The organism is Mesorhizobium sp. ISC25 (assembly GCF_042295465.1).
Classification (GTDB): domain Bacteria; phylum Pseudomonadota; class Alphaproteobacteria; order Rhizobiales; family Rhizobiaceae; genus Mesorhizobium.
In genome coordinates this window covers 875,444-893,286 of record NZ_CP135441.1, presented here as the reverse complement: position 1 = coordinate 893,286, position 17,843 = coordinate 875,444, and the positions used below count along the sequence as shown (strand labels likewise).

Here is a 17,843-nt window from a genome sequence, read left to right as displayed (position 1 = left end):
AAGCTTCGTATCGCTACCTCGACCACCAGATGCGTGAAATCCGTTGCGTCTGCGCCACAACGAAAAAGGCCGCCTCGAGAAGGCGGCCTTTCGGAACTCAGCAGGGACGTTATTCAGCGTCCTTGGCGGCCTTCTTCTTGGGCGCGGCCTTTTTCTTCGGCTCTTCAGCGTCGTCGTCGGCCTTCTTGGCGTCGGCTTTTTTCGCGGCCGGCTTCTTCGCCGGCTTGGCCTTGGTTGTCTCCGTATCCTCGTCGTCGGCCAGCAGCTCTTCCTTGCTGACCTTGACATCGGTGACCGAAATCTGGCCGAGCAGATGGTCGACCACCTTCTCTTCGAACATCGGCGCGCGCAACGTGTTCAGCGCTTCGGGATTGTTGCGATAGAATTCGAAGGCTTCCTGCTGCTGGCTGGCCGGATAGCGGCGTACCTGCTCGAACAGGCCGCGCTGCAGTTCCTCGTCCGTTACCGTGACGCCTGCCTTCTCGCCGATTTCGGCGAGAACCAGGCCGAGACGCACGCGGCGTTCGGCAAGGCGCATATATTCGGCACGCGCCTCTTCTTCCGTCGTCTCTTCGTCGGCAAAGGTGCGCCCGGCGGCTTCGAGATCGCGGTTGACCTGGTTCCAGATGTTGTTGAACTCGGCCTCGACGAGCTTGGACGGCGCCTCGAACGAGTAGGCGGCGTCGAGCTGGTCGAGCAACTGGCGCTTGACCTTCTGGCGCGTCATCGAGCCGAACTGATTCTCGATCTGACCGCGCACCACCACGCGCAGGCGCTCCAGCGACTCCAGGCCGAGGTTTTTGGCCATCTCGTCGTTGATCTCAAGTTCGCCGGGCTTCGACACTTCCTTGACGGTCACGTCGAAAGTGGCTTCCTTGCCGGCCAGATGCGCCGCCTGGTAATTTTCCGGGAAGGTTACCGTGACCTGCTTCTCGTCGCCAGCCTTGCTGCCGACCAGCTGGTCCTCGAAGCCGGGGATGAATTCCTTGGAGCCGAGTACCAGCGGCTGATCGGTGCCGGCGCCGCCGTTGAAGGCTTCGCCGTCGATCTTGCCGACATAATCGATGGTCACGCGGTCGCCCTCGGCGGCCTTGCCGGTCTTCGGCTCGTAGGTGCGGGCGGATTCAGCGACACGCTTGACCTGCTCGTCGATCTCTTCATCCGGCACGTCGAACACCTGGCGCGTCACCTTGATGTCGGAGAAATCCTTGATCTCGATCGGCGGGATGACCTCGTAGTTCAGGCGGAACTCGAAATCGGCGCCGCCGGCCAGGATCTTCTCGGCCTCCTTCTCGTCCTCCGTCATGATCACTTCGGGCTGCATGGCGGCCTTTTCGCCGCGCCCGGTGATGATCGAACGGGTCGAATCGTTGAGGATCTCGTTGACCACTTCGGCCATGAACGATTTGCCGTAGACCTTGCGCAGGTGCTGCACCGGCACCTTGCCCGGGCGGAAGCCGTTGATGCGGACCTTGTTCCTGGCATCGGAGAGCCGCGCCATCAGCTTGGCTTCCATGTCACCGGCCGGCACGGTGATCTTGATCTCGCGCTTGAGACCGGAGTTGAGCGTTTCGGTGACCTGCATCATAAAACCTTTGTTTCCACCAATGAGGCCGTCAAACGGCCCCTGCCGTTTACAGCCTGCCGGTATGATCTTGCCGGGAATGGCTTTTGGTGCGGGACTTGGCGATCTGTCCGCCCAACGCGGCACAAATCCTCCAGAAATACGCTCCAAAATGTGAATAAGTCTTTGTTTTTCCTACTTCTTATCACATTCTGCAGAAGCGGATCGTCGCGTCCCGTCACATTCGACACGCCTTTTGTCACAGGCGACGCTGATTTTCAACCATCTTTGCATTCCGGCCAATGATGCCGATATCGGCCCTGACATTGACAGAATGATGGCTACATGGGATTGGCCGGGCAATGCGGATGTGGCGGAATTGGTAGACGCCCTGGATTTAGGTTCCAGTGCCGAAAGGCGTGGGGGTTCGAGTCCCTTCATCCGCACCACCCTTCGCTCTTCGAGCTTCGGGTGGCAGGCCACCTGAGCCAACTCGACAGACGAAGGGATTGGCGAAGGAGGGCTAATAAAGCGGCTCCTCGAACAGTGTCTTGTCGCCGTCCACCAGCGCCTTGATCTGCGCCGTGCCGTTGGCCGCGATCGCCACCCGGATGCCGAACGGCCGAACCCGCATGTCGTTCTGGATCGCTATCCCCTCGCCTTCCGGCAGATAGAAGCGCTCGATGCCGTACTCCGGCGCGATCGTTGTTGCTCCCGGGCTGATATCCCAGCCCTCGGAGACGTGTCCGACGATATCGGCTTCATCGGATGCTGCCGGCGTGGGCGCTTGCCCGAACCATGCCGCGGTCGGCCCCCAATAGCCGTCGGCGCCCTGCTTCAGCCTGACCACCATCGACGTGTCGTCGCTGGAAAGCTTGCCGGCTGGAATGTTACCGATCAGCTTCACCGGTATGCGCGAGATATTGTAGCCGAGCAGAATGTAGTCACCGCGCAAGAGATCGCGCGGATCGATCGGCTCGACCTTGAGCAGGACCTGCGTGCCGTCGCGCAGGATCGCCGCACGGCCGGCGATGATCCAGCTCAGGAAGCCGATCTGGACAAGCGCCAGGGCTACCGCCGAGATGATCAGTCTTTTGCCGGTCATCATGCCGCCACTCCTGTCATGTTCGACGCGTTCATGCGCTTTTCTATGCGGATGATAATGAAAGCGAGAACGGCGAGAAGCACCGCCGCCGCAAGGAAGAAGCCTGCCGTGTCGAGCATTGATTGCAGCATCACCACATAGATGATGGCGAGTTCGAAGGCGAAGCCCGCATAGGCAACCCAGCGCAGTCCCCGGCTCTCACGGCCGCCCAGCACGATCGCTGCGACGATGCCGGCCAGCGCAACAGCCGAGGCAATGGCGAAGCCGCTGCTGTAGCTGCTTTCATCCGCCAGTTGGAACTGGATCATCGCCAGGCCGGTGAGAAAGCCGATCAGCGCGTGCAAGGGCAGCCTGCCACCCAGTTGCAAGATCCTGTCGACCGGCCCGGCAGCAAAGATCGCAGCGGTAAAAAGCAGCACCGACGCGGCAACGAGCGGGATGGCAACTTGCAGCGTGTCGTATTCCGTGACCAACAGCACAAGGTAGAAGAGGACCGACAGGATGATCAGGTGGCGCGCCGCCTGGCTGCGCGTCCAGAACGAAACGGCGAACAGCACCAGCGCCATGATCACGAAGAGATGCGGAAATTCCGTGCGCCGGAAGTAGTCGAACCCTCTCAGGAACAGCCAGGCATCGGCGATGCCGACGGCAGCCACGGTCAGCGGGTTTGAGCGCAGCGCCACCGCCGCCAGCGCCGTGCCGACACCCCAGGTGATCAAGGCCGAGGCCTCGTCGCCCGACAAATGATACATCTGGCCGATCAGCGCGATCGATCCGCCGAATGCTGCTGCCGCGACGATCCACAGCGCCTCGCCGATCGCCGCATGGGCGCGCATCTTCAGCACCGCGCCGCCGACATAGCCGGCAAGGATAACGGCAAAAAGTGCCGCTACCCGCACCAGCCGCGGGATGACTTCCCAGTTGGCGGCGATAAAGATCAGGATAGCTGCGCCGAACAGCAGCGCCGCCATCATCGCCAGGATCGAGCCGAAACTCATTGATTTGCGTTCGTTTGCCTCGACGTCGCGCCTTAGAGCCTCGGCTGTCGGCGCGTCGATCAGGCCAGCCTGCTGCCATCGCGCGATATCCGACCTGACCCGTGACGAATAGCTCGCCATTGCCCCTCCCCTTTCGCTTTGTCCTTTTAGCTCGTACGCTCAAGCGTTTGACCTAACGGCATTTTCCGATTTGGGCGGAAAGCCGGACGCGCGTTAATGTTGCATTGCACAATTTGCATTGCTGCCATGCACCAATAGCGCTTTTAAATCGATATGACCCCACCTATTTTCACGGTGCACGCAAAGACGGAATGATCCGAAAGAAAGACGAAACGAGAATACCATGAACCTGATCCGCAACTATCGCAACTGGCGCCGCTATAGGGACACCGTGTCCGAGCTGAGCCGCCTGAGCACCCGTGAACTGACCGACCTCGGCATCAGCCGCAGCGACATTCACCACGTCGCCCGCAAGGCGGTCTAACCCTTCGGGCCGCAAATGGTCCGAACTAGTTTTGAAAAGAGAACGACAATGAACCTGATCCGCAACTATCGTAACTGGCGCGTCTACCGCGAGACGGTTACCGAGCTGGGTCGCCTGTCCAACCGCCAGCTCAACGATCTCGGCATCGTCCGCGACGAGATCAAGATGGTCGCTCGCAGGGCGATCTAACCACAAGAATTTCGCCAGGGTCGACCTCCTCCCCGATCCTGACGGATACGGTCAGCCTTCACCTCCTCCCGAGGGTTGACCACAAAAACGGCGCCCGCCGGACCTCCTCCCTCGGCGGGCGCTGTTTCTAAGTTGTTTCTAAAAAGGGTTTCGCGCCCTTTCAAATGGCGAAAAGAATTTCGTCAAAGCCGACCTCCTCCCCGGCGATGACGAATACGGTCGATCTTCACCTCCTCCCGAGGATCGGCCAACAAAACGACACCCGCCGGACCTCCTCCCCCGGCGGGTGTTGTTGTTTTCAGGTCTAGGCACTCCGAAGCTGCTTTGGGGCGAGCCGTCTTTGCGGGACGGCCCTGTCGTCAGTCCAGCGCCCCGCTTTTCAGCACGCCCCGTTCCTTCCACTGGCTCAGCGGAAAAATATCCGGCGCGCCGCCCATCGGCGCATACCAGGAATCCACCACCCATTCCGTATCGCCGCGGTCGCTGATCACCGCCGTCCAATGCGGATAGCGCCCGTCGACAAACAGGCCTCGCGAGGCCTTGTCCTCGACCTTGTGAAACCTGAGCAGTTTTCGCTCGGCAAGATAGACCAGCAACGCATGCGTATTGGTCGATTCGTCGACACAATCCATTTGGCCCCTGACGCGCGAGGCACCGAATTCTGACGGCGGCTGGTCACGAATGCCGATGGCCTGGAAAATGCGCTGCTCGAAATAGCGGACCGCCTTCGAAATAGCGGAACGCTCGGCCTGAGGTGAACCGGCGCCTGCACGCAGGATAGAGCGGAAACGCGCGGCGTCACTGGGGCCAAGCGCCAGCATTGTGCGATAATTGCAACCGTAGCCGTGACATATGGGGATCCGCTTGGGAGCCGTCGCGGCCAGTTCGCCGGCGGCCGCTGATCCGCCTACCGCGATCACGACCGTCAGAAATGTCGCTCTGGCAAAGACCCCGAGACTCCCACCCATTCGCGACAGTAGACGATTGCAGCGCGTGGCGGCAACAGCGGCTCATTCGTGTAATTGCAATCCTCGCGCCAAGCGACTATTTCGGCGCTCATGGACAAGAACCCCATTCACGTTATCGGCGGCGGTCTCGCCGGCTCCGAAGCCGCCTGGCAGGTGGCCGAAGCCGGCGTTCCCGTTGTCCTGCATGAAATGCGCCCCGTCCGCGGCACCGATGCGCACAAGACCGACGGGCTGGCCGAGCTCGTCTGTTCCAATTCCTTCCGCTCCGACGATGCGCAAACCAATGCCGTCGGCCTGCTGCACGCCGAAATGCGGCTGGCCGGTTCGCTGATCATGAGCGCCGGCGATGCGCACCAAGTGCCGGCCGGCGGTGCGCTGGCCGTCGACCGCGACGGATTTTCCGAAGCGGTCACCAGGAAGCTCGAAGCCCACCCGCTCATCACCATTCGGCGCGAGGAAGTGCCCGGCCTGCCGCCGGCGGACTGGGACCAGGCAATCGTTGCCACCGGCCCGCTGACCGCGCCTTCGCTCGCCCGATCGATAGCGGAAGTGACCGGCGCCGACGCGCTCGCCTTCTTCGACGCCATCGCGCCAATCGTCCATTTCGACACGATCGACATGGATATCTGCTGGTTCCAGTCGCGCTACGACAAGGTCGGCCCCGGCGGCACCGGCAAGGACTACATCAACTGCCCCATGGACAAGGAACAGTACCTTGCCTTCGTGCAGGCGCTGGTCGACGGCCAGAAAACCGAATTCAAGCAGTGGGAAGGCACGCCCTATTTCGACGGCTGCCTGCCGATCGAGGTGATGGCCGAGCGTGGCATCGAGACATTGCGTTACGGGCCGATGAAACCGATGGGGCTGACCAATGCGCACAATCCGTCCGCAAAGGCCTATGCCGTCGTTCAGCTTCGCCAGGACAATGCGCTGGGCACGCTCTACAACATGGTCGGCTTCCAGACCAAGCTGAAGCACGCCGAGCAGGTGCGCATATTCCGCACCATCCCCGGGCTGGAGAATGCCGAGTTCGCCCGCCTCGGCGGCCTGCACCGCAACACCTACATCAATTCGCCGACGCTGCTCGACGCTTCGCTACAGTTGAAGTCGCGGCCCGGCCTGCGTTTTGCCGGCCAGATCACCGGCTGCGAGGGCTATGTCGAGAGTGCCGCTATCGGCCTGCTTGCCGGGCGTTTCGCGGCCGCCGAAAGGCTTGGCCGTGCACCATCGCTGCCGCCCTTGACCACCGCCTTCGGCGCGCTGCTCAACCACATCACCGGTGGCCATATTGTCTCCGACGACGAGCCGGGAAAGCGCTCCTTCCAGCCGATGAACGTCAATTTCGGCCTGTTCCCGCCGGTGGACGCGCCGAAGATCGAGGGCAAGCGGCTGCGCGGCAAGGAAAAGACGGTCGCCAAGCGGCACGCGGTGACATCGCGCGCGCTCGCCGACTGCCGCGAATGGCTGGGGCTGCCGAGGCAGGCGGAAGCTGCGGAATAGTGCCGCTCTCAGTTCTTGCGGGTTTCGCAGCGGAGAAGTAGGATAGTATCCTACTTTGTATCGCGAGGCCAAAATCCCATGGAATCCGCTGAGAAACTATCCGTCACCGTAACGCCCGCCATGGCGCGTATGATCCGCGAAAAGGTCGAGGACGGCTCCTACGGATCGGCGAGCGAGGTCATCCGCGCGGCACTTCGCGCTTTCCAGCGCGAAGAGGAAGAACATGCCGAGCGCATGGCCTCGATCCGGGCGCGCGTGAAGGCCTCGATCGAGGACACAAGGCCAAACCTTTCAAGCGAAGAAGTTCGTGCCCGTCTTAGGGAATTCGTCGCGCAGTATTCGAGCCGCGCCGATGATTCGGCGGCTTGAGGTCGAATATCGCGAGGACGCCAAAAATGATTTGGCCAATATTTTCCGGCATATTGTCGAAGCTGGTGGAACTGCTGACGTTGCATTGAAATTCGTCCTGCGCATCGAAGATCGATGTCAAAACATCGGCAATGCACCGCGTGGCGGCCGGCCGCGCGACGACATTGCACCAGGATTGCGAACGGTGCCGTTCGAGCACTCGGCTATTATCGCCTATGTTGTCAGCGACGATCTCGTTCGCATCGTCAACATCTTCTATGGCGGTCGCGATTATGAAACGCTGATGCGCGATGGCGGGTCGAGTGATCCATCGTGATGGAAACCACTCGGCCGGGCCGATGCTCGCCGCCGGCAGTCCCGGCTTGGCGGCCGGGCCGGATTTCCTCATTAGCAATCAGCATTCACACAGCCGGCCAGCCTTGCGTCGCGTGCCGGAACAAGAGCCAATGCCGGCGCATGGCCGAAAGCCGCACCGCATCCTTGAGAGGCGAGCGGCGGGCGTTTTCTATTCTGTCGAGATAGGCGCTCGACAGGGCCAGTGGCAGAAAGGCCGGGCGCAGCGAAACCGGTAGAGCGGACGCTCCCTGCTCGAAAGCGGAAAGATGCTCGCGTGCCAGCGCGATCATCGCGGCCACTGCGCGTTCCGCGCCCGGCCCGCCGTCGCCTGTAACGAATTCTTGCGGCGACGATCCCGCCGCCGCCAAAATATCGGCCGGGACAAAGCACTGTCCCCGCTTGCGATGCAGCGGCAGCAGAAGCAGGAGACCGGTCATCGCCTGCGCACAACCTGCCCTGCCGGCAAGTTCGGCAAAGCGCGGCGCTTCGCCCGGATCGAGCACCATCGCCGCAAGCTGGATAAGTGCTGCGGCAGTCTCGCCGCAATAGCCTTCGAGGTCGGTGCGCGACGGCATCAGGTCGTCATAGAGATCGAAGATGCGCGCTTCGAGCATATTGTCGAAAGCGGCCTTAGGCAGGCGGTGAGCGGAAATCGTCGTCCTCAGCGCGTCCGCCACGGGATGGCCGACCTTAGCCCGATCCTCTTCGGCTGCGATGACGTCTCGCCACCATTGCAGCCGCACCTCGCCCGGCAGCGCCTCGTGGATGCGATCGCGTATGCCGGCGACTTCGGCATTGAAGGCATAGAGCGAAAACAGCGCGCCGCGCTTGTTCTCGGGCGCATAGAGCACGCTGAGATAGCGGTCATGATCGGCGGCACGCACCGTCTCAATGACGACTTTGGTGTTTTCGGTCACGTCAGTCGACGGCGATGAGCGCTGCGGCCACGGCGCGGTCTTCCGCCAGCAGCACATTATAGGTCCGCACCGCCGCCCCGGTCGACATCGGATCGGCGGAAATGCCCGCTTCTTTCAGTGCCGTACGCAGCGCGGCAGGCAATGGCCTCAGATCCCTGCCGCTGCCGACCAGCAGGATCTCGACCTTGTCGGCCTCGTTGAACAGCTTGGCGAAATCCGCTGCCGTCAGCGCCAGCGGATCGGCCGGCTCCCAGCCATAGATGCCAGAAGGCAGGCACAGCAGCGAGCCGCGATGCGACATGTCGGCAAAGCGGAAACCGCCATTGCCGTAAGCCTCGATCGGTGCACGGCCGGGGAAATGCGCCTCGCGGATGACGATGCCCTTGGCCACTTTTGAGGCAGGCCGTCAGGTGGCTATGGCTTTGCCGCCGCCCACCGGCTTTTCCTCATCGGACGCTGTGGCCTGCGGCCGCAGCTTGAACAGGATAAGCAGTGGCGCAGCGATAAAGATCGACGAATAGGTGCCGAACACGACGCCGAACAGCATGGCCATGGTGAACGAGCGGATCACCTCGCCGCCGAACAGCACCAGCGCCAGCAGCGCCAGGATCGTCGTCACCGAGGTTAGCGTCGTCCTCGACAACGTCTCGTTGATGGCGTTGTTCAGCAATTGCGGCAGCGGCATTCGCTTGTATTTTCGCAGATCCTCGCGAACACGGTCATAGACGACGATGGTGTCGTTGAGCGAATAACCGATGATAGTGAGGATCGCCGCCAGCGACGACTGGTTGAATTCGAGGCCGGTGATGACGAAGAAGCCGATCGTCATGACCACGTCGTGCACGGTCGCAACGATGGCGCCAACCGCGAACTGCCATTCGAAGCGGAACCAGACATAGATCAGGATGCCGAGCAGCGCGACCAGCATGGCAATGGTGCCTTGCTTGGCGAGTTCGCCCGAGACCGTTGGCCCGACCACTTCGACGCGGCGAAAATCATACTGGTCCTGCAACTCACCGCGCACCTTGTCGATGACGGTCTGCTCGGCGTTCTCGCCACCCTCCTGCGTACCGACGCGGATCAGCACGTCGTTCGGCTCGCCGAACTGCTGAACCTGCACCTCGCCGATATTGAGTTCCGTCAGTCGGCCGCGGATGTCGGCCAGATCAGCATTGCCGGCCTTGGACTGCACCTCGATCAGTGAGCCGCCCTTGAAATCGATGCCGTAATTGATGTCGATGGTCATGAACCCGATGACCGAAAGGACCGAAAGCACGCTGGACAGCGTGAACGTCCAGCGGCGGATGCCCATGAACGGAATTTTCGTGCCGGGTGGAATGAAGGTCACTGGCGCTCGCGGCAACTCCTTCGGACGGGCGCGGCGAAGCCAGATCGACACCAGCAGGCGGGTGAAGGTGAAGGCGGTGAAAACCGTGGTCAGGATGCCGATGGCATAGGTGACGGCAAAGCCCTTCACCGGTCCGGTTCCGAGCCAGAACAGCACCACTGTCGCGATCAGCGAGGTGACGTTGGAATCGACGATGGTCGCCAGCGCCTTGCTGAAACCGGTGTCGATCGCCTGGATCACCGAGCGGCCGTTACGCCGCTCCTCGCGGATGCGCTCATAGATGAGAACGTTCGAATCGACCGCCATGCCGATGGTCAGCACGATACCAGCGATACCGGGTAGGGTCAGCGTTGCGCCAAGCAGCGACAGCAGCCCGACAATCATCGCCACATGCACCGCCAGCGCGATGTTGGCGAGGAAGCCGAGGAAACCGTAGGCGACGAACATGAATGCCACCACCAGGATCGACCCGATGATGCCGGCGACCTTGCCGGCATGGATGGAATCCTGGCCAAGTCCCGGCCCCACCGTGCGCTCTTCGATCACCGTCAGCGTCGCAGGCAAGGCGCCGGCACGCAGCAACACGGCGAGGTCGTTGGCGCTCTCAGCGGTGAAATTCCCCGATATCTGGCCGGTACCGCCGGGGATCGGTTCACGGATCTGCGGCGCCGAAATCACCTGATTGTCGAGGATGATGGCAAACAGCTTGCCGACGTTCTGCGATGTCGCCTGGCCGAACCGCTGCGCCCCTTTCGAATCGAAGCGGAACGAAACAACCGGCTCGTTGTTTTGGGAGTTGAAGGTCGCCTGGGCATCGACGAGGTTTTCACCCGAAACGATGACGCGGTTCTCGATCAGATACGGTACCGGCGGGTCGTCCTGCGAATACAGCACCGAGGATCCCGGCGGCGGACGGCCGTTCAGCGCATCCTGAACCGGCATCGACTGGTCGACCATCTGGAAGGTCAGCTTGGCGGTCTGGCCAAGAATTTCCTTCAGCCGTTGCGGGTCTTGGAGACCAGGCACCTGCACCAGGATACGGTCGTCGCCTTGGCGCTGCACGATCGGCTCGGTGGTGCCGAGTTCGTTGACGCGACGCTCGACAACCTGGATCGCCTGCGTCAGCGCCGTCGAGGTGCGATATTTGATCCCCGCATCGGTAACGGCAAATTTGAGCAGGCCGGGCTCGGAATCATCCAGCGTCATCTCCTGGACGGAGCCGCCGCTGAACAGGCCTGCGGCCACCGGATTGGTCAATGGTTGCAAGGCTGTCTTGGCAGCGTCGATCTGTGAGGGATCGGTGATGCGGACCTGCACCGTGCGGCCCGTTCCGGAAAGGCCGGTATAGCCGATCTTGGCATCGCGCAGCAGCGTCCTGATTTCGTCGCGCGTCGTCTCCAGCCGATCCTTGATCAGATCGTTCGGATCCATCCTGAGCAGGATGTGCGAGCCGCCCTGCAGGTCGAGGCCGAGCGTCATCTGCCGCTTCGGCACCCAGTCGGGCAACTTGGCCAGCGTGCTGGCGGAAAAAAGGTTGGGCGCAGCGAGGACCACTGTGGCGGCCACGGCCAGCCAGATCAGGATCATCTTGAAGCGCGAAAAATAAAGCATATGGCGTCGTCCGTCAGGGCGTACTGGCGGATCGTTCCGCCGACAATTCGGTTATTTCTTGGCGTTCTGGTTTGCCACCGGCTCGCCCTTGACGCGCACGTCGGCGATCGTCGAGCGCAGTGCCGTCACCTTGGTGCCGCCAAGGTCGACTTCGAGCTCGTTGTCGTCGATCACCTTGGTCACCTTGCCGACGAAGCCGGCGCCGGTGACCACCGTATCGCCGCGGCGGATCGCCGAAAGCATCTCGCCGCGCTTCTTCAGTTGCGTGCGTTGCGGCCGGATGATCAGAAAATACATGATCACGAAAATCAGAGCAAACGGCACGATCTGGATAAACATTGCGGACGAGTCCCCGCCGATGCCTTGGGCGTATGCCGGTGTCACGAACATCGAGGTACTCCTGAACTTTGAAAAACAGCCGCCAAACGGTTTTGCGGAAATTTGACGGCCCCGCCAAATTTGGCCGGAATATAGTCGGTAACGTTGCCAATGCAACTGCGCCGCCGGGCAAATCGGCTGCTTTTCCGGCCTGGTGAGCCGTGTTAGAGGGTGATCCCGAAAAGCGACGCTCGGTTTTCGCAAAAGATCATGCCCGAACAAATGCTTGGGACGAGTTTCGAAACCGCTGAAATCAGGTAGGTTGGCCTGCCGCACCATCCTGAATGCGAAACAAAAAAGACAAGAGATGACCGACAGCACCATCGATATCCTGAGCCAGAAGCTCGACCGCCTGATCGAGGCGGTCGCCCGCCTCGCGCCGCCGCCGGTGCCGCAAACCGACCTCGGCGAGGCTGATTGCTTCGTCTGGCAGGCCGATCCCGGCTATCTGGAGCCGGTGCTCAAGGTCAACCGCGTCGACATCGGCCTGATCCGCGGGGTCGATCGCGTCCGCGACATATTGGTCGACAACACCGAGCGCTTCGCCTCCGGCTATGCTGCCAACAACGTGCTGTTGTGGGGCGCGCGCGGCATGGGCAAATCGTCGCTGGTCAAGGCGATGCACGCCGCGGTCAACGCCTCGACCAAGCTCGACCTGCCGCTCAAGCTTATCGAGATCCATCGCGAAGACATCGACACGCTGCCGAAGCTGATGGGACTGCTGAAGGCCGCGCCGTTCCGCTTCATCCTGTTTTGCGACGACCTGTCATTCGACCATGACGACACGTCCTATAAATCGCTGAAGGCAGCACTTGAAGGCGGCGTCGAGGGCCGCCCGGCCAATGTCATCTTCTATGCCACCTCGAACCGGCGGCATCTGTTGCCGCGCGACATGATCGACAATGAGCGCTCGACCGCGATCAACCCGTCGGAAGCGGTCGAGGAGAAGGTTTCGCTGTCGGACCGCTTCGGCCTGTGGCTCGGCTTCCACAAATGTTCGCAGGACGAATATCTCGACATGATCGACGGCTATGTCCGCCATCACGATCTCGCCATCGATCCCGAGACGCTGCGCGCCGAGGCGCTGGAATGGGCGACGACGCGCGGCAGCCGTTCGGGCCGCGTCGCGTGGCAGTTCACCCAGGATCTGGCAGGCCGGCTCGGCAAATCGCTCAAGGATTAGCCGCTCAAGGATTAACAACAGAAGAAGCCCGCACCTTGCGGAGCGGACTTCCTCGGCGGGCTGAAGGTCAGGCGGCCCGCAAATCGCTTTTCGTTATTCGAGATAGGTCGAGGGATCGACCGGAGCCGAGTTCTTGCGCACTTCGAAATGCAGTTTCGGCGAGTCGGTGGTGCCGCTCATGCCGGACAGGGCGATTTCCTGGCCGCGCTTGACCTTCTGGCCGCGCTGCACCTCGATCGAGCTGGCATGGCCGTAGACGGTGACCAGACCGTTTTCGTGCCGCACCAGCACCGTGTTGCCGAATTCCTTGAGGCCGTCACCGGCATAGATGACGACGCCGTTTTCGGCCGCCTTGACCGGCGTCCCCTCGGGCACGGCAATGTCGACGCCGTCCTTGCCGCCGCCGAAGCTTGAGATCACACGGCCGCGCACCGGCCAGCGCATCTTGCCGATGCCGGTTGCATCCGGCGCCACCGCATCGTCGTCCTCGGCTTGCTGGATGACTTTCGCGTCCTTCTTCGGCGGCGTGTAGGAGGCGAGCGTCTGCGTCGGCGTTGTCTTGACCGGCGGCTGGGTGGTGGCCGTCGTCACCGGATCGACCTTTGCCGGCTTCGCGCCGGCGACGACAGCGGTTCCGCCTGCCGGCACTTTCAGTGTCTGGCCGATCTTGAGCAGTCCGTCCTGCATGCCGTTCGCCTGCTTCAACGCAACGACGCCGACGCCGGTCTTTCTGGCGATGGCCGACAGCGTATCGCCTTGCTGCACCGTGTAGGTGCCGCCGGCACCGGCCGGCTTGGCCGTCGCCGAAGCCACCTTCGCCGCAATCTTTCCATCCTTCGGCTGGCTCGCGGCAGCCGAGGCGTCCACCTGCGCGGCAGACTTGCCTTCCCTGAGCTTCGGCTGCTGCGGCAGCACGGCCACCTTCTCCGGCGCGTCGGCCGGCTGGTCGTGCTTGGTGCCGTTCGCGGGCTTGGCGTCGGCGACTTTCGGCGCGGCGCCATTGCTTGAATATGCATAGGCCGGGATGACGAGCTTCTGGCCGGTCTTCAGCCCCTTGGTCGCGCTCAGACCGTTGACTTTCATGATGGCATCGGCCGGCACGCCGTAGCGCCGCGACAGGCCGGAAATGGTCTCGCCGTCCTTGACGACGATCTCGGTCGCATGTGGCGCGCCGGCGGCCGTCGCCATGCGCGGTGCGTCGGGCTCGGCGTTCTTAAACGGCCTTGCCGCGGGAGCGACGGTGCCGGTTGCCGTCCTGTCGACACGAGGAGCGGCAGGCGCCTGGGCCGGCGCGGCAGCGGAACGCACCGGACGGGCGGCAGGCGCCAGGGCGGGAGCCGGCGGTGGCAATTGCTGCGCCGTGACCGGTTCGAGGCTTGAGCGGCTGACCGACTGTGTATGGCTGCCGTCGATCGGCGCGGCCGCAACATCGCCCGGATAGGGCTGGGCAGCATCCTGCTTGTTGATGATGGCGCGCTGGTTGTTGGTCGAGGCGGTGAACACGTCATCGACGCTGTTGAACCGCGCCACCTGGGAACTACACCCCGTCGCAGCGCCTGCGATCATGAGGACGGCGCAGCCACGCGCCAGATTGCGTCCGTTTGCCTTCAAAACACTGAATTGCATCGCACTAACCCGCACAGACCCGGTACAACTGAGTGTGATTAAAGCGCGTTAATGTTACCGGTCGGTTAAACCTGTAGAATGAGGCGCAAATTTTCTTAAAATATTCGAGGATCGAGCGCCGGGTGTGTCGAGATTCAGGTCAGGCCGAGCCGAAAATGGTGGGTTCCGAGAACCGGAGCGGAGCGTACTTTTGGGTACGTGAGCACCGGAAGCGGAGGAAGCCGCCATTTGCAGGCCGGCCTCACCTGAATATCGACACAGCCTAGATCACCGCGGCGACGCCGTGCAGGATCGGCTGCAGGCGCACCAGGCCGATATCCTCGCGTTCGAAGCGGCTGCCGACCTTGGTCAGCTTGGCCAGCACCTGCTCGCCTTCGTCGGGTCCGATCGGCGCGATGACGATGCCGCCGCTCGACAATTGGTCGAGGAGAAAGCGCGGCAGGCTGTCGAAAGCCGCCCAGGCGACGATGCGGTCGAACGGCGCTTCGTTGGCCAGCCCGTTGGAACCATCCGCCTGGCGCACGATGACATTGCCGATGGCGAGTGCCTCAAGGCGCTGCCGGGCCTGTTCGGCCAGCGTCTTGTAACGGTCGATGGTGACGATCCGAGCGGCAAGCCGCGACATCACCGCCGCCGTGTAGCCGGACCCCGTGCCGATCTCGAGCACGCGGTTGCCCGGCTCGATGGCAAGTGCCGCGATCACCGCCGCCTGCAGGTCGGCGCCTTCGATGGCCTCGCCGCATTCGATTGGCAGCATACGGTCCGACCAGGCGATCGAGTGGAAATGCGGAGACAGAAAGCCGCGCCGCGGCGTCGCCTCGAAGGCGGCGATCAGCGCCTTCGGCACCGTGCCCCTGCCGCGCAGGCGAAGCAGGAAGGCAGCGAAACCTTCGCGGTCGTCGACCGTTGCAGCGTGGTTCAAGTTCATGCGAGCGCCTTGGCCAGTTGATCGCGGATTTCATGCGCGGTGAGATCGAGCTGCAGCGGCGTCACCGATACCAGCCGATTGCGCAAGGCATGGAGGTCGGTGCCTTGCTTGCCCTCGACTGGTTCGCGGCCGAAGCGCAGCCAGTAGTAAGGCAAGCCGCGCCCGTCGCGCCGCTCGTCGACCGACAGGCTGTGGACCAGCTTTCCTTGCGAAGTGACCACAGTTCCGGCGATCTCCTCCGGCGCACAATTCGGAAAATTGACATTGAGCAGCACGCCGTCCGGCAACGACATGGCGACGAGCTTTTCGAGCAGCGCCGGCGCCAGCGCTTCGGTGGTCTCGTAGGGAACGACGCGGTCCTCGCCGACATAGGAATAGGCCTGGCTGATGGCGATCGATCGCACGCCGAGCAGCGCGCCTTCCATGGCGCCGGCGACCGTGCCCGAATAGGTGACGTCGTCGGCGATGTTGGCGCCGGAATTGACGCCGGACAGGATCAGGTCGGGCGCTTCGGGCAGGATCTTCTTCACGCCCATGATGACGCAGTCGGTCGGCGTGCCGCGCACGGCAAAGTGCTTTTCGCCGATTTTCCTGAGCCGCAGCGGCTCCGAGATCGACAGCGAATGCGCATAGCCGGACTGATCCTGTTCCGGTGCCACCACCCAGACGTCGTCCGATAGCGTGCGCGCGATGCGTTCGAGTGATGCAAGGCCCTCGGCATGGATGCCGTCGTCGTTGGTCAGGAGGATTCGCATTATTTCGATTCGATCTTTTCCAGACCGCCCATGTAAGGCCGAAGCGCTTCAGGAATGGTTACGCTGCCGTCCTCATTCTGGTAATTTTCGATGACGGCGATCAGAGCGCGACCGACGGCGGTGCCCGAACCGTTCAGCGTGTGGACGAAGCGATTGCCCTTGCCGTCCTTGTCCTTGTAGCGGGCATCCATGCGCCGCGCCTGGAAATCGCCGCATACCGAGCACGACGAGATCTCGCGATAGGCATTCTGGCCGGGCAGCCAGACCTCGATGTCGTAGGTCTTCCGCGCGCCAAAGCCCATGTCGCCGGTGCACAGCGTCATGGTACGGTACGGCAGGCCGAGCCGCTTCAGCACCTCCTCGGCGCATTCGGTCATCCGCTCGTGCTCGGCAACCGACGACTTCTGGTCGGTGATCGACACCAGTTCGACCTTGTAGAACTGGTGCTGGCGCAGCATGCCGCGCGTGTCGCGTCCGGCCGAGCCGGCCTCCGAGCGGAAGCACGGCGTCAGCGCGGTGTAGCGCAGCGGCAGCTTTTCATGCGGCGTGATTTCCTCGCGCACGAGATTGGTGAGCGGCACTTCGGCGGTGGGGATGAGCCATCGATCCGAGAGCAAACTGTTGCTGTCCTCCGAGCCATCAACAACTGAGTTCAAAAAATCCGCAAAATACTCGACGCTTTCCAGCGTCGTATCGCCGAAGCCGTTGGCAAGAGCTTGAAACAGCGCTTCACTTTCCGGATCCGAGCGTCTGGTGCTCAGGTATCTTACAAGTTTTGGAAAGAGATCGATCTGGTTCAGTATTCCGGGAATGACTGCGGCATGTTCTTCCATGCCGTAATGGGCATGGCTGCTTTCATCGTAAATTCTATACAAATCCAGTGCGAATTTTGGCAGCTGTCCCGTTCCATACATCGTCGCCGAATTCACCATCAGCGGCGGCTGAATCTCCTCATAGCCGTGCTCAGTGGTGTGCAGATCCAGCATGAACTGGCCGAGCGCGCGCTCCATCCGCGCCAGGCCGCTTTTGAGCACGGTGAAGCGCGAGCCGGAAAGCTTCGCGGCCCGCTCGAAATCCATCATGCCGAGCGCTTCGCCGATCTCGAAATGCTCTTTCACCCAGTTCGGGCGGGTCGGCAGCTTGCCGACGACGCGCTTGACGACATTGTCGTGCTCATCCTTGCCGACCGGCACGTCGTCGAACGGCACGTTTGGCAGCACTGCCAACGCATCGTTCAGCGCCTTGTCGAGCTCGCGCTCGCGCGCCTCGCCATTCTGGATAAAGGCCTTGATCTCGCCGACCTCGGCCTTCAGCCTCTCGGCAAGGGCGGCATCGCCCGAGCGCATGGCATTGCCGATCTCCTTCGATGCGGCGTTGCGGCGTTCCTGCCTGGTCTGCAGCTCGGTCAGATGCTCGCGCCGGGCCTCATCCGCGGCGATCAGGTCGTCGACCGTGGACTGCGCCGCCTCAGCCGACCACGAGCGCTTCTTCAGCGCCTCGACAAGGGCCTTCGGGTTCTCGCGAATCCATTTGATGTCAAGCATGGTCTGTTCGTCCTCAGGGGGCATGTCGCCCAAAAGTGCG

At 62.3% G+C, this 17,843-nt stretch carries 18 protein-coding genes and 1 tRNA gene; 7 read left to right on the top strand and 12 right to left on the bottom strand.

What is annotated here, in order from left to right; genetic code table 11:
• Positions 1-109 precede the first annotated feature (109 nt).
• Positions 110-1,585: a trigger factor gene (tig, locus tag RQ479_RS04410; RefSeq protein WP_376705867.1), complete on the bottom strand. Its 1,476-nt coding sequence runs from the start codon at positions 1,583-1,585 to the stop codon at positions 110-112.
• 343 nt (positions 1,586-1,928) lie between these two features.
• Between tig and RQ479_RS04405 the strand changes: the two genes are divergently transcribed.
• Positions 1,929-2,013: transfer RNA gene (locus RQ479_RS04405), tRNA-Leu, on the top strand.
• Between the two features lie 74 nt (positions 2,014-2,087).
• Here the strand turns inward: RQ479_RS04405 and RQ479_RS04400 are convergent.
• Both RQ479_RS04400 and RQ479_RS04395 read right to left on the bottom strand, forming a co-directional pair.
• On the bottom strand, positions 2,088-2,672 hold the full coding sequence (locus RQ479_RS04400) for a GDYXXLXY domain-containing protein (protein ID WP_376704235.1): 585 nt from the start codon (positions 2,670-2,672) through the stop codon (positions 2,088-2,090).
• Positions 2,669-3,787, bottom strand: a complete 1,119-nt coding sequence (locus tag RQ479_RS04395; RefSeq protein WP_376704234.1) for a DUF2157 domain-containing protein — start codon at positions 3,785-3,787, stop codon at positions 2,669-2,671. Before RQ479_RS04395 ends, RQ479_RS04400 begins: the two co-directional genes overlap by 4 nt.
• Positions 3,788-4,010: 223 nt before the next feature.
• On the opposite strand from RQ479_RS04395, the gene RQ479_RS04390 reads away from it, so the two are divergent.
• On the top strand, positions 4,011-4,151 hold the full coding sequence (locus RQ479_RS04390) for a DUF1127 domain-containing protein (RefSeq protein ID WP_292659883.1): 141 nt from the start codon (positions 4,011-4,013) through the stop codon (positions 4,149-4,151).
• A 48-nt stretch (positions 4,152-4,199) separates the two neighbouring features.
• Positions 4,200-4,340, top strand: coding sequence for a DUF1127 domain-containing protein (locus RQ479_RS04385; RefSeq protein WP_023678914.1), 141 nt, complete (start codon positions 4,200-4,202; stop codon positions 4,338-4,340).
• Between the two features lie 359 nt (positions 4,341-4,699).
• On the opposite strand, the gene RQ479_RS04380 is transcribed toward RQ479_RS04385, so the two are convergent.
• Positions 4,700-5,260 (bottom strand): hypothetical protein, encoded by a 561-nt coding sequence (locus RQ479_RS04380; protein ID WP_376704233.1) that lies wholly within the window; start codon positions 5,258-5,260, stop codon positions 4,700-4,702.
• Between the two features lie 138 nt (positions 5,261-5,398).
• Here RQ479_RS04380 and trmFO point away from each other — a divergent pair, with 138 nt between their 5' ends.
• The 3 genes from trmFO to RQ479_RS04365 all read left to right on the top strand — a co-directional run bounded on the left by trmFO (position 5,399) and on the right by RQ479_RS04365 (position 7,493).
• A complete protein-coding gene (trmFO, locus tag RQ479_RS04375) occupies positions 5,399-6,808 on the top strand; it encodes a methylenetetrahydrofolate--tRNA-(uracil(54)-C(5))-methyltransferase (FADH(2)-oxidizing) TrmFO (protein WP_376704232.1) in 1,410 nt (469 codons plus the stop codon).
• A gap of 78 nt (positions 6,809-6,886) precedes the next feature.
• Positions 6,887-7,177 carry a type II toxin-antitoxin system ParD family antitoxin gene (locus RQ479_RS04370; RefSeq protein ID WP_376704231.1) on the top strand — a complete coding sequence of 97 codons (291 nt, stop codon included), beginning with the start codon at positions 6,887-6,889 and terminating at the stop codon, positions 7,175-7,177.
• On the top strand, positions 7,161-7,493 hold the full coding sequence (locus tag RQ479_RS04365; RefSeq protein ID WP_376704230.1) for a type II toxin-antitoxin system RelE/ParE family toxin: 333 nt from the start codon (positions 7,161-7,163) through the stop codon (positions 7,491-7,493). Before RQ479_RS04370 ends, RQ479_RS04365 begins: the two co-directional genes overlap by 17 nt.
• Before the next feature lie 85 nt (positions 7,494-7,578).
• On the opposite strand, the gene RQ479_RS04360 is transcribed toward RQ479_RS04365, so the two are convergent.
• Genes RQ479_RS04360 through yajC form a run of 4 tightly spaced genes read right to left on the bottom strand, consistent with a single transcriptional unit; the run spans position 7,579 to position 11,779 of the window.
• The gene (locus RQ479_RS04360) at positions 7,579-8,487 is read right to left on the bottom strand and encodes a phytoene/squalene synthase family protein (RefSeq protein WP_376704229.1); all 909 of its coding nucleotides are present in this window, start codon (positions 8,485-8,487) and stop codon (positions 7,579-7,581) included.
• The gene (locus RQ479_RS04355; RefSeq protein ID WP_352719166.1) at positions 8,432-8,821 is read right to left on the bottom strand and encodes an Mth938-like domain-containing protein; all 390 of its coding nucleotides are present in this window, start codon (positions 8,819-8,821) and stop codon (positions 8,432-8,434) included. The genes RQ479_RS04360 and RQ479_RS04355 overlap by 56 nt, the downstream gene beginning before the upstream one ends.
• Positions 8,822-8,836: 15 nt before the next feature.
• Positions 8,837-11,389: a protein translocase subunit SecDF gene (secDF, locus tag RQ479_RS04350; RefSeq protein ID WP_376704228.1), complete on the bottom strand. Its 2,553-nt coding sequence runs from the start codon at positions 11,387-11,389 to the stop codon at positions 8,837-8,839.
• Between the two features lie 51 nt (positions 11,390-11,440).
• Complete coding sequence (gene yajC, locus RQ479_RS04345; protein ID WP_376704227.1) at positions 11,441-11,779, bottom strand: preprotein translocase subunit YajC; 339 nt, start codon at positions 11,777-11,779, stop codon at positions 11,441-11,443.
• Positions 11,780-12,074: 295 nt separating this feature from the next.
• On the opposite strand from yajC, the gene RQ479_RS04340 reads away from it, so the two are divergent.
• Positions 12,075-12,950, top strand: a complete 876-nt coding sequence (locus tag RQ479_RS04340; protein WP_376704226.1) for an ATP-binding protein — start codon at positions 12,075-12,077, stop codon at positions 12,948-12,950.
• Between the two features lie 93 nt (positions 12,951-13,043).
• Here RQ479_RS04340 and RQ479_RS04335 read toward each other — a convergent pair whose 3' ends face one another.
• From RQ479_RS04335 to serS, 4 genes are all read right to left on the bottom strand, one after another.
• Positions 13,044-14,576 carry a peptidoglycan DD-metalloendopeptidase family protein gene (locus RQ479_RS04335; protein WP_376704225.1) on the bottom strand — a complete coding sequence of 511 codons (1,533 nt, stop codon included), beginning with the start codon at positions 14,574-14,576 and terminating at the stop codon, positions 13,044-13,046.
• 262 nt (positions 14,577-14,838) lie between these two features.
• Positions 14,839-15,504, bottom strand: coding sequence for a protein-L-isoaspartate(D-aspartate) O-methyltransferase (locus tag RQ479_RS04330; RefSeq protein WP_376704224.1), 666 nt, complete (start codon positions 15,502-15,504; stop codon positions 14,839-14,841).
• Entirely contained in the window at positions 15,501-16,259 is a 759-nt protein-coding gene (gene surE, locus RQ479_RS04325; RefSeq protein WP_376704223.1) for a 5'/3'-nucleotidase SurE, read from the bottom strand. Before surE ends, RQ479_RS04330 begins: the two co-directional genes overlap by 4 nt.
• The gene (gene serS, locus RQ479_RS04320; protein ID WP_376704222.1) at positions 16,259-17,803 is read right to left on the bottom strand and encodes a serine--tRNA ligase; all 1,545 of its coding nucleotides are present in this window, start codon (positions 17,801-17,803) and stop codon (positions 16,259-16,261) included. The genes surE and serS overlap by 1 nt, the downstream gene beginning before the upstream one ends.
• Positions 17,804-17,843: the final 40 nt, after the last annotated feature.

Bases quoted from the DNA above. Each gene is read 5' to 3' on its own strand.
- surE (WP_376704223.1), bottom strand. From the start codon at position 16,259: ATGCGAATCCTCCTGACCAACGACGACGGCATCCATGCCGAGGGCCTT.
- RQ479_RS04360 (WP_376704229.1), bottom strand. From the start codon at position 8,487: ATGTGCTGCTGGCGGAAGACCGCGCCGTGGCCGCAGCGCTCATCGCCG.
- secDF (WP_376704228.1), bottom strand. From the start codon at position 11,389: ATGCTTTATTTTTCGCGCTTCAAGATGATCCTGATCTGGCTGGCCGTG.
- RQ479_RS04370 (WP_376704231.1), top strand. From the start codon at position 6,887: ATGGAATCCGCTGAGAAACTATCCGTCACCGTAACGCCCGCCATGGCG.
- RQ479_RS04400 (WP_376704235.1), bottom strand. From the start codon at position 2,672: ATGATGACCGGCAAAAGACTGATCATCTCGGCGGTAGCCCTGGCGCTT.
- RQ479_RS04365 (WP_376704230.1), top strand. From the start codon at position 7,161: ATGATTCGGCGGCTTGAGGTCGAATATCGCGAGGACGCCAAAAATGAT.
- trmFO (WP_376704232.1), top strand. From the start codon at position 5,399: ATGGACAAGAACCCCATTCACGTTATCGGCGGCGGTCTCGCCGGCTCC.
- RQ479_RS04385 (WP_023678914.1), top strand. From the start codon at position 4,200: ATGAACCTGATCCGCAACTATCGTAACTGGCGCGTCTACCGCGAGACG.
- RQ479_RS04330 (WP_376704224.1), bottom strand. From the start codon at position 15,504: ATGAACTTGAACCACGCTGCAACGGTCGACGACCGCGAAGGTTTCGCT.
- RQ479_RS04335 (WP_376704225.1), bottom strand. From the start codon at position 14,576: ATGCAATTCAGTGTTTTGAAGGCAAACGGACGCAATCTGGCGCGTGGC.
- yajC (WP_376704227.1), bottom strand. From the start codon at position 11,779: ATGTTCGTGACACCGGCATACGCCCAAGGCATCGGCGGGGACTCGTCC.
- serS (WP_376704222.1), bottom strand. From the start codon at position 17,803: ATGCTTGACATCAAATGGATTCGCGAGAACCCGAAGGCCCTTGTCGAG.
- RQ479_RS04390 (WP_292659883.1), top strand. From the start codon at position 4,011: ATGAACCTGATCCGCAACTATCGCAACTGGCGCCGCTATAGGGACACC.
- RQ479_RS04340 (WP_376704226.1), top strand. From the start codon at position 12,075: ATGACCGACAGCACCATCGATATCCTGAGCCAGAAGCTCGACCGCCTG.
- RQ479_RS04395 (WP_376704234.1), bottom strand. From the start codon at position 3,787: ATGGCGAGCTATTCGTCACGGGTCAGGTCGGATATCGCGCGATGGCAG.
- tig (WP_376705867.1), bottom strand. From the start codon at position 1,585: ATGCAGGTCACCGAAACGCTCAACTCCGGTCTCAAGCGCGAGATCAAG.